The 9,820-nt window shown below is 49.8% G+C and carries 10 protein-coding genes and 1 pseudogene; 10 read left to right on the plus strand and 1 reads right to left on the minus strand.

Features of this window, described 5'->3' with window-relative positions; all coding sequences use genetic code 11:
* The 10 genes from topA to B2X00_RS09725 all read left to right on the plus strand — a co-directional run.
* On the plus strand, positions 1–2,272 hold a 2,272-nt coding region (gene topA, locus B2X00_RS09680; protein WP_290487348.1), incomplete at its 5' end, for a type I DNA topoisomerase.
* Positions 2,273–2,370: 98 nt separating this feature from the next.
* Positions 2,371–2,766 (plus strand): hypothetical protein, encoded by a 396-nt coding sequence (locus tag B2X00_RS09685; RefSeq protein WP_290487349.1) that lies wholly within the window; start codon positions 2,371–2,373, stop codon positions 2,764–2,766.
* Complete coding sequence (locus B2X00_RS09690) at positions 2,763–4,232, plus strand: hypothetical protein (RefSeq protein WP_290487350.1); 1,470 nt, start codon at positions 2,763–2,765, stop codon at positions 4,230–4,232. The genes B2X00_RS09685 and B2X00_RS09690 overlap by 4 nt, the downstream gene beginning before the upstream one ends.
* Positions 4,225–5,292, plus strand: coding sequence for a hypothetical protein (locus B2X00_RS09695; RefSeq protein ID WP_290487351.1), 1,068 nt, complete (start codon positions 4,225–4,227; stop codon positions 5,290–5,292). Before B2X00_RS09690 ends, B2X00_RS09695 begins: the two co-directional genes overlap by 8 nt.
* Positions 5,237–5,656 (plus strand): hypothetical protein, encoded by a 420-nt coding sequence (locus B2X00_RS09700; RefSeq protein WP_290487352.1) that lies wholly within the window; start codon positions 5,237–5,239, stop codon positions 5,654–5,656. The genes B2X00_RS09695 and B2X00_RS09700 overlap by 56 nt, the downstream gene beginning before the upstream one ends.
* Before the next feature lie 2 nt (positions 5,657–5,658).
* Entirely contained in the window at positions 5,659–7,056 is a 1,398-nt protein-coding gene (locus B2X00_RS09705) for a GspE/PulE family protein (RefSeq protein ID WP_290487353.1), read from the plus strand.
* 5 nt (positions 7,057–7,061) lie between these two features.
* Positions 7,062–8,072, plus strand: a complete 1,011-nt coding sequence (locus tag B2X00_RS09710) for a hypothetical protein (protein ID WP_290487354.1) — start codon at positions 7,062–7,064, stop codon at positions 8,070–8,072.
* 21 nt (positions 8,073–8,093) lie between these two features.
* On the plus strand, positions 8,094–8,537 hold the full coding sequence (locus B2X00_RS09715; RefSeq protein ID WP_290487355.1) for a type II secretion system protein: 444 nt from the start codon (positions 8,094–8,096) through the stop codon (positions 8,535–8,537).
* Positions 8,537–8,941 carry a hypothetical protein gene (locus B2X00_RS09720; RefSeq protein WP_290487356.1) on the plus strand — a complete coding sequence of 135 codons (405 nt, stop codon included), beginning with the start codon at positions 8,537–8,539 and terminating at the stop codon, positions 8,939–8,941. The genes B2X00_RS09715 and B2X00_RS09720 overlap by 1 nt, the downstream gene beginning before the upstream one ends.
* Positions 8,907–9,575, plus strand: a complete 669-nt coding sequence (locus B2X00_RS09725) for a TadE/TadG family type IV pilus assembly protein (protein WP_290487357.1) — start codon at positions 8,907–8,909, stop codon at positions 9,573–9,575. Before B2X00_RS09720 ends, B2X00_RS09725 begins: the two co-directional genes overlap by 35 nt.
* A gap of 16 nt (positions 9,576–9,591) precedes the next feature.
* Here the strand turns inward: B2X00_RS09725 and B2X00_RS09730 are convergent.
* Positions 9,592–9,820: pseudogene (locus B2X00_RS09730) on the minus strand (bifunctional methylenetetrahydrofolate dehydrogenase/methenyltetrahydrofolate cyclohydrolase); the annotation flags it as partial.

The following is a 9,820-nucleotide window of genomic DNA, read 5'->3' on the forward strand; positions in this document are numbered from 1 at the left end:
GGATTTGGACCGCGAAGGGGAAGCGATCGCCTGGCACTTACGTGAACTGATGGGCGGCGATAACGACCGTTATCAACGGGTGGTCTTCAACGAAATTACCAAAAATGCGATCCAAGATGCTTTCTCGCATCCAGCACAACTCAATTTAGATCGTGTCAACGCACAACAAACGCGTCGTTTCTTAGACCGCGTCGTGGGCTTCATGGTATCGCCCCTGTTATGGAAGAAAATTGCTCGAGGACTATCTGCTGGACGCGTGCAGTCGGTTGCCGTGCGCTTGGTGGTCGAGCGCGAACGAGAGATTAAAGCCTTTGTACCGGAAGAATACTGGGATGTGCACGCTGATTTAGCCACACAGGCTAAAGACGATTTGCGTATGCAGGTCGTCAAGCAAGCCGGTGAAAACTTCAGGCCAGCGAACAAAGAACAGACCGATGCGGCATTGGCACAGTTAAAAGATGCCGACTATGAAATTATTTCTCGCGAAGACAAACCAACGTCAAGCAAGCCATCGGCGCCGTTTATCACGTCGACGCTGCAGCAGTCAGCCAGTACGCGTTTAGGTTTTGGTGTGAAGAAAACCATGACCCTAGCACAGCGCTTGTATGAAGCGGGTCACATTACCTACATGCGTACCGACTCAACCAATTTGAGTGCTGATGCAGTCAGCGCGTGTCGTGATTACATTGAGCAGAGCTTCGGAGCTAATTACCTGCCGAAACAACCTAATCGTTACGGTTCCAAAGAGGGCGCACAAGAAGCGCACGAAGCGATTCGTCCGTCGGATGTGAACGTTAAGGCTGATAAATTGGGAAGCATGGACCGTGATGCGCAACGGCTGTATGAGTTGATTTGGCGTCAGTTCGTTGCTTGTCAAATGGTGCCCGCAAAATACGACAGTACAACACTAACCGCACAGGCGGGCGACTTCGAACTCAAAGCGCGCGGTCGTGTGATGCGTTTCGCGGGTTGGACCAAAGTGCTACCGCCGTCATCGTCGAAGAAAGACAGCGATATGACCTTACCTGATATTGGCAAGGGCGAAGTATTAGCATTACAACAGTTGGAGCCGCAACAGCACTTCACTAAACCGCCGGCGCGCTACAGCGAAGCGTCGCTGGTCAAAGAATTAGAAAAGCGTGGCATTGGTCGTCCTTCAACCTATGCATCGATTATCTCTACGATTCAAGACCGCGGCTATGTAAAAGTGGAAAATCGACGCTTTTTCGCCGAAAAAATGGGTGAAATCGTTAACGATCGACTCATTGAAAACTTTACCGAGTTAATGAATTACAACTTTACCGCGGAAATGGAGCAGGCGCTCGATGACATTGCCGCAGGCAAACGTAATTGGAAAGAAACGCTCGATAAGTTTTACGAGGACTTTAAAGCCAATCTCGAACAAGCTGAGCGCGACCCAAATGAAGGCGGTATGCGCGGCAATCAGATGGTCATGACCGATATTGAGTGTCCTAAATGTGGACGCGAAATGGGTATCCGTACTGCATCAACGGGCGTGTTCTTAGGTTGTTCAGGGTACAATCTACCGCCGAAAGAGCGGTGTACGCAGACGCTTAATCTGACGCCCGGTGAAGAAGCCGTTAAAGTGACTGACGAAGATGAGCGCGAGACAGAAGCTTTGCGCGCCAAAAAGCGTTGTACGAAATGCGGCACCGCAATGGATAGCTACCTCATCGATGAGAAACGCAAACTCCATGTGTGCGGTAATAACCCGACCTGTGACGGTTATGTCATTGAAAAGGGTGAGTTTCGTATAAAAGGTTATGACGGACCGACCATTGAGTGTGATAAATGCGGTTCGGAGATGCAGCTCAAGACGGGGCGTTTTGGTAAGTATTTTGATTGCACAAATGACGAGTGCAAGAATACGCGTAAGTTGTTGCGCAACGGAGAACCCGCGCCACCCAAAGAGGATCCTGTACCATTGCCCGAGCTTCCTTGCGAAGATTCCGATGCTTACTTTGTGTTACGTGATGGGGCTTCAGGTATTTTCTTATCAGCGAACACCTTTCCTAAGTCGCGTGAGACACGAGCGGTTAAGGTAAAAGAGCTTGCGCGGTTTAAAGACCGTTTGCCTGACAAGTTTAAGTATCTTGCTGAAGCGCCACAGGAAGATGACGAGGGTAACGAGGCTATCGTGCGCTTCTCGCGGAAAAATAAAGAGCAATATGTAGTGACCGAGGTTAATAAAAAACAGACCGGTTGGAAGGCTCACTACAAGGGCGGCAAGTGGGTTATCGATAAAAAATAATCCATGACTGACTTAACAAAGGGGCGATCGGATATCGCCCCTTTTTTATGGGCTTTATAAAGTTTGGGGTATTGAATTAACTCAACTGAGTAAAGGTCATGATCCTGCAAAAACTAACCTCCTATTTAGTGCTGATTGCCGCACTGACGAGTGGCGTGGTACCCAGCAGTGTGGCGCAAGATTGTTTATCGCTTGATTTAGGTCCCGCTGAGTTTGACCAGCCGATGCAGTGGCGATCAGAAAGCCAGGGCGTTGCTGCGATGGTTAGGGCTGGGCTGCTCGAGCCGCAGGTTATAAAATTGTTGAAGCAGCATTTGGCGATTAAGGTTGTCGATTGGCAGGCGTCGCATCACCATCAATGGCCGACGGATTACTTGCTTGAGGCCGACAATTGGCAAGGTTTTTTTACCCGTCTACTTAAACCATTTGGTTTGCAACTGGTGCTTTACGCCAATCAAGGCGCGGTGGTGCGTTATCAGGAATCCCCGTTGTGAGTTATGTGCGTGTTGTATCCACGTTGCTTGGCGGGCTGCTCTGCGTAGCGTGTAGTTATGACCCTGCTGCCCTTATCGCACAGGCCGACGCCTTAGCCGAGCAACAACACCAGCGTTTAGCAAATGAATACGACTATCAACTCGCCCCAGAAGCGCCGGTGACCGTTGTGGAGAGCGACCAGTTTTACGTACCCGCGTTGGCAAAAAGTTCGATAGACAAACCGGTTTGGTATAGTCAACCGTTGCAAACGCAACTGAGTAAAGTTCCGTTGTTACAAGCGTTACAAACTGTTTTCACGCCGCTCAATGTTGCGGTTTTGCTCGATCCGGAAATTCAAGCGGACACGCTGATCTCGAGCCATTTTTCTGGGACCGTTGGTGAATGGCTGGCTTGGCTCAGTAATGGACAGCAACTGTTTATTGAGTATGAGCCGTATGCGGTGCATTTAAAGCGCTATCAAGTAAAGCGCTACGATCTCGCGTTTCTAGCCGGTATGACCCAGTTTTCCCTTAATGAGCAAGGTGCTCAGCAATCGTCTAGTGACGCGACGGGACAGTTGGGTTTTAAGTCAGGCGATAAACCGGCTTGGGATGAACTGAAAGTCGCTATCACACTAATGTTGTCGGATAGCGGTGAGGTTGCCCTCAACGCAAATGCAAGCGCCTTGCTGGTGAAAGATACACCGAGTGTGATTAAGCAAGTGGATAGTTACATCGCGCAACTGAACAAAAGCTTAACTCGGCAAGTTGCATTAGATGTTCAAGTAGTCGAAATCCGCTTTAGTGACAACGAGCAATACACCGTTGACTGGTCGAGTGTCAGACGAAACAGTCAGGGTGCTCCTTGGTTAACGTCTCAGAGTGGTTCAGAAAATTGGCTGCAACAGGCCGCGGGACGCTTCATTTTGAGTCCCCTCAATGGGGCGCGTAATTCCGTTGACGTGTTAGTACAGGCGTTGCAAAAGCAAGGTCATGTCAAAGTGAGCCATCACCCGCGTTTACTGACATTAAACCACCAAATTGCTCAGCTTCTGGTTGAAGAGGAGCAAGCTTATTTAGCTGAATCGGAAATAAGTAGTACGCCTTATGTAGGACAGCAGCAGCGACTCAAACCGGGCCGAGTGACAACAGGATTTCGACTATTTGTTCTGCCGAACATTTTAGAAAAAGATGTCTTGCTACACTTATCTTCCCAAATGAGTGCGTTGCAAGGTATGAGTGTCGTGCAGTCTGGTGACAACATGATTCAGACTCCCCATACCGCCCGCAAGCACTTTTTCTTGAAGGCTCTGGTTGGTCACTCAGAAACCTTGCTACTGACCGGCTTTAGAAATCAACAAACCGAAACAGGCCGAACCCGTTCGGGGGTGAGCTGGCTACTGGGTGGTGGGCAGCAACACAAACAACAGAATAGTGAAACGCTGTTACTCATTACTCCGCGTATTGTAGGCGTTGCGAATGAGTGATTGGGTTACGCAAAGTTTTCGCTTGCGGCTCGGCAGCAAGAAGCCATCACATAAGCAAGTGTTAGCGCTGGTTGCACAGTGGAACTATCCCTACTGTGGTTTGGTTTTGTTTATGCAGCAGTGGTGGCTGAGTTTGAGTCACCAACCCGGCTTCGATATTTTATTCTGTGTGCGCAACGATTGGCCGCAGGAGCGTGTTTTCGGCTGGATTCTTGCAGACTTAAAGCCGGCTCGACTCGTGGTTTGGCATGGCGACCGGCTGGCCGCAATTGAACAGGGTGAAGCGGAAAGCTTGATTAAGCGCGTCTGTGCTTGGCAGGCTGAATATCCGGAATCTCAGTGCCCAGACTATTGGTATTGGTGTTCGTGCCAACCTGCACCTGATGATTGGCCGGGATTGGTAATGCAGGAAAAACAATGTTCAGAAAGCTTTGTGCGATTGGCTCCCGCAGAGCGCTTGGCGAAACGCGCTTCCTCATTGGTCAAGTGGACAGTGAGTTTTATTGCAACCGTTGTGTTGGCAGCGCTTGTTGGCTTCATAACGCTGTTTGACTCGCCGCAAAATGATTCGAGCCAGACTGAGCCCAAGGTCATAAAACAGCTCGATCATGTGCTAGTGATAGATAAACTCGGGCAACTGATGAGCCGTCCATTTTTTGAGCAGCAACAGTTGGTGCAGATCGAAGTGGCGCGCTCGGGTATTCGCCTGACCTGGCAGCAGACGACGATATCGAATACGTCGCCACGCCCTGCTAGACGCCAAGAGATATTAACCGCGCCGTTAAAAGCTTATCAAGCATCGCAGAACAGTCAGCGGTTATCCACCAATGACCTATTAGATGACTATCGCCAACAGTTTTATGACGCGCAAATTGTGACCAAAGGCGCTACGCAATGGCAACTAACCTACGACATGATGTCTTATCGACACCTACAACAATTAGCGGCGTGGCTGGCAAGACATCCTGAACTGAAACTTTCGTCCCTATCAATGAGGTACCAACATGGCTACTGGTCTGTGCAATGGACGCTGGACTATCCGTTGGTTCAGCCTATTTAGTGTTGTTGTTTTGTGTTCTTTTCCAGCGCTCGCGCAGCAACAAGACAACGAGGCTGAATCCAAGCCAACTGTGACACAGCAATGGCAAACGGAGCTGCAAGCGTATCAAGATTGGCAAGCGGCAATGGAACAAAAAAAACGTGAGTTAGCGTTTGCAGAGTTGCAATTGAATTGGCTTAAAAAGCAAGTGGAGATTGCTCATCAACAGCGGCTCTTACAACCGACAGTGACTAGAGAGAAGGGTGAGCCGAGTAATTGTATTCGTGTAGCCAACCATGATTGGCACCTGCAGAGTGATGCGACCCACTGGTATTGGGGAGCGCTGATTGAGGTAAAACATGATTCACAACGGAGGTGTTTCTAGCCATGGAGACGATGCCACAGCTCGACGCCAAAGCGCTGTACGGCTGTACGATTCATCCTGTTATTTTTCAATACTGCGAGATGCTGTTGAATCAATGGCATCAAGAGGGGGGTGATGACAAAGCGATGTTAGCGACGGAATCAGGACTTTTAGTTTGTTCGCCGCGAGCATTTCGGGAAGCAGTACTCGAGCGCGAGAACTTAGAAAAGCTACTACGCGACTACACCCAACAGCCGGTACAGTGTGCAGTCGCTGACGCACGTGTGATTCGGGCCGCCATACTGACCTATCGTACAGGCCGCCCGCAAACCGAGCAGCAAGCCGAAGCAACCGATCAAACGCATGCACAGCAATTACTCTCAGATTTAGTTGCAGAGGGCTTGGCGAAAGGTGCATCCGACATCCATTTAAGATTCAGTAAACACTTTTGTCGGACCTGCTATCGAGTAAAAGGGGTATTAGTCGACCACCATCAACGCAACCGTGAGGCAATGACCGAGGCGATCGCGGCAGCGCTCAATACGCGCAGTCATGATTACAACCAAGTGTTTAATGAGCAAAGTACCGACAGCGCGAGCTTATTGGTGCCGTTGAGTCGTGCTGATAGCCAACTGTCGGAAATAAAAGTGCGGCTGCAGAAGTCACCGCTTAGCGATGGGTTTGCTGTTACGTTGCGGTTATTAGCGACCGAGGTATCGAGTGCTTTGTCGCTAGAGTCTTTGGGTTTCGAGCCAGACATTATCAAAGGCGTCGATTGCATGCTCCGTCACAATAGTGGCTTATTGCTCGTTGTCGGGCCGACGGGACAAGGTAAAACAACCACTCTGGCCGCTATTCACCAACGCTTTAGTGAGGCGGCAAAGATTATTTCGCTCGAAGATCCTGTGGAGCTTAAACAACCCCACGTTGAGCAACGGTGGATAGACTCAACGCGCGGAGAAGAGGGGTTTGCACATGCTATTAAAATTGCGTTACGAGAAGACCCTGATGTGATCTCGGTCAGCGAAATTCGTGATAATTCAACGGCCGCCGCCGCTATTCGAGCGGCGTTAACCGGTCATTTAGTGACCGCTACTCTACATGCGGGCGATGCGCTGTCCGCGTTAGAACGACTGCGTGATCTTGGTTGTGCTCTAGAACAATTGCTCACACCAGGCGTTTTGCGAGGCATCATTGCACAACGCTTAACCTATCAACAGGGTCAGCCGACCTTGATTGCTGAGTATGTGGTGTTCGACCAGATCGCTCGTCAGTTCGCGTTGAGTCACGATTATATTGGTTGGCGTGAACATCTAAAACGCTGCGGTTGGCAAAGCCTAGCGCAACGAGGAGCTGCGCAGGTTATTGCGGAAACGCCACGCGAATACTATTACTCAGACGAAGGTCCACAGGCCAAATGAACCGAATGAGTAAGCAACGTCAATGGCAGTGGGTAGAAGATTACTGCGTTTGGCTCGAGGATGGCAGTGGTCCTCGCGAGGCGGCTGAAGCCATGTGCACTCAAGCGGCCTACTTTAAATTGTTTCCAGAGCAAAAATTAGCTGAGCGATTGCAAATCGGTTTGAGACGCGGACAAACCATCGCGCATGCTTTACAGGGTGAACTTAAACGAGACTTATTAGAGCTCTTTCTCATTGGACAACAATACAACTGTTTAACCGACCTACTTAACGACTACCGTGATGTGACAGTCGAATTACAGCGCTTACGTTGGGCGTTCTATAAACAATTGATGTATCCCGTATTTATTCTACTAACGGTATTGCTCGCCTATGCGTACGCAGCAACGAGCTATTTACCCAAGCTACTCAGTTATGCCGCTTCAAAGGATAACGACCCAGTTACAGATGGGGTGATCACGTTCGGTCGGCTTGTTGCTGATGGGTGGTGGTGGATGATTATGTGCCTCGCAGGTGCGGGGATTTGTTGGCGTTGGTTAGCGCGCAATTGGGTAGGCATTCACCGCACACAATTGGAGCGCTACGGGTTGTTTTCTCAATTCCGTGCGCTTAATGCGTTGTGGCTGACGCGTTTGGTAGCACTTCTCATGCATCACCGCGTTGCACTCGATACTATTTTTGCTGTGCTGATTCGTGTGGCGTCACCCTATGCGCGTTGGCACTTACAGCGGATGCAACAGCGTCTGGCGCAGGGACGGGTGAGTCTGGCGATGGTGCTCGATACCGGGTTATTGCTACCACGGCAATTATTTCGGATAAGTCATCGGCAACAGTTCAGTGGTCAACGGGAGGCGCTCATTAAAGTAGCGCAACGAAGTTACGTTGATATTCAGCGTAGCGTCGCGTATCAGCAACGTCTATGGATTGCGCTGTGCTATCTACTGATTACGGGCTTGTTGTTATTTCTATTGAGTGCGATTGGCAACACCCTGATGCGCGTGATGACGTCGATTTAATCTTTGCAAGGAGCGATGAAGATGCGAACGAAAGTTAACGGGTTCACTTTTATTGAGGTTTTGGCGGTGCTCAGCATTATTGCTATTGCGTCATTGGGAACGTTGGTGCTGCGAGACTGGGCTGTCGGTAATGCGCGAGTGTCAGAGGCAAAGAATGTAATTACCACGTTACAAGCGGGTGCCCAGATGTGGAAACCCGCCAGTGGTGAGTTTACCGGTATCAGTATGACGGAGCTGAGCAATATTGGTGCGGTCCCGGCGGATTGGTCGGATGGCGTAGGTAAGAACCCTTGGGGTGGGGATATTACGATTGCAGTCGATGTAGGGGATCTGAATCGATACACAATAAACTTTGATGGCATTACCTCTCAAGAAGAGGGCAACCGATTGGCTCGAGATTATCAGGACCAAGCCTACTCATCTAGCTTTTCGACCGGAACCTTTACAGTTACCTTCCAAGGCTAATGCGGCATCAAGGGTTCAGTCTTTGGGAGGTGGTACTTGCTACGGCGATACTTGCTGGTTTATGGCAGGTATCGCTCACCTTTTGGCGTTGGCAGGAAAACCTCGAAACCCGTTTACAGTGGCAACAACAGTTAATCATGTTGATTCAGGCGCAGCGGGACCATTATCGACGCTTCGGTCAGTTTGCGTTGACCGAAGCACAATTGGCAAGACAAGGGCGTTACGTGATTCCAGTCTGGCCGTTCGCAACGGCGTGGCGCTTTGTACCCGATCCTTTTTATACAGAGCAATTACTGATGCGTACTCGACTTAAGGGTGTACAACCGAAATTGATGCTCGGTCAGCATTTACCATTTGAGCAGCAGGGCGATGAAGTTACCATTCGTGTTATCGGAATGCCGTAAAACACCACAACAGCAAGGCCAAAGTTTAGTCGAAGCGGTCATGGTACTGCCGTTAATGTTGCTGTTTGGTTTATTGCTGGCACAGCTGCTTTATCTTTGGTGGGCGCAACAAACGCTGTTTGTCGCAAGTCAATATGCCGCACGAGTAGGTGCCATCAACCACGGCGAGAAGCAACCTATGCGCGTCATTCTCGCGGCAACCATGGCAAGCTTGGTACCTAAAGATAAAGATATTGAGAGTTGGCAAAACATCCTAAAATCGGTTGCTGCTCAGCAATTGCACGGCTTAAAGTTTGCAAACATTGAGGTGATACAGCCTACCGATGAGATGTTCAGTCAGTTCAAAGAGCGTTATTACGATAGTGAAGCGCAACAATGGATTGAAGAAATTCCAGTCGATCACTATTGGGCGCGTCGTCGTGCAGCGGATGATGAGGATGCGTTTGTCGCCGCTACAACGTTGAAAATCAAGGTGACTTGGTGTCTTGAGCTTAAAGTGCCCTTAGCAGACCGCGTACTTGCGGCGCTGGCGCCTTCGTCAGCGCGGTGTCAATTAGCTCAGCAAGTCACTGGCGATAGCTTTTGGCCGTTAACGGCAACCGCTGAACATCGTATGCTCAGCGGCTATCGTTAATTATTCAAACAAAATACTAGGCGTGATCGTGATACTCAACACAGGCTTGAAGCGTATTCTCAATCAGTGAGGCGACCGTCATGGGGCCAACACCGCCCGGTACAGGAGTAATCCAACCTGCTCGTTGTGCTGTGACTTCGAACTGAACGTCGCCGGTTAATCGACCATCGTTAAGACGGTTCATGCCGACATCGATAACAATGGCGCCTTCCTTTATCCATTCGCCAGGAATAAATTCAGGTTTA

Source organism: Idiomarina sp. UBA3162, assembly GCF_002364475.1.
Lineage (GTDB): Bacteria > Pseudomonadota > Gammaproteobacteria > Enterobacterales > Alteromonadaceae > Idiomarina.

Bases quoted from the DNA above. Each gene is read 5' to 3' on its own strand.
- B2X00_RS09725 (WP_290487357.1), top strand. From the start codon at position 8,907: ATGAAGTTACCATTCGTGTTATCGGAATGCCGTAAAACACCACAACAG.
- B2X00_RS09710 (WP_290487354.1), top strand. From the start codon at position 7,062: ATGAGTAAGCAACGTCAATGGCAGTGGGTAGAAGATTACTGCGTTTGG.
- B2X00_RS09695 (WP_290487351.1), top strand. From the start codon at position 4,225: ATGAGTGATTGGGTTACGCAAAGTTTTCGCTTGCGGCTCGGCAGCAAG.
- B2X00_RS09685 (WP_290487349.1), top strand. From the start codon at position 2,371: ATGATCCTGCAAAAACTAACCTCCTATTTAGTGCTGATTGCCGCACTG.
- B2X00_RS09700 (WP_290487352.1), top strand. From the start codon at position 5,237: ATGGCTACTGGTCTGTGCAATGGACGCTGGACTATCCGTTGGTTCAGC.
- B2X00_RS09705 (WP_290487353.1), top strand. From the start codon at position 5,659: ATGGAGACGATGCCACAGCTCGACGCCAAAGCGCTGTACGGCTGTACG.
- B2X00_RS09715 (WP_290487355.1), top strand. From the start codon at position 8,094: ATGCGAACGAAAGTTAACGGGTTCACTTTTATTGAGGTTTTGGCGGTG.
- B2X00_RS09720 (WP_290487356.1), top strand. From the start codon at position 8,537: ATGCGGCATCAAGGGTTCAGTCTTTGGGAGGTGGTACTTGCTACGGCG.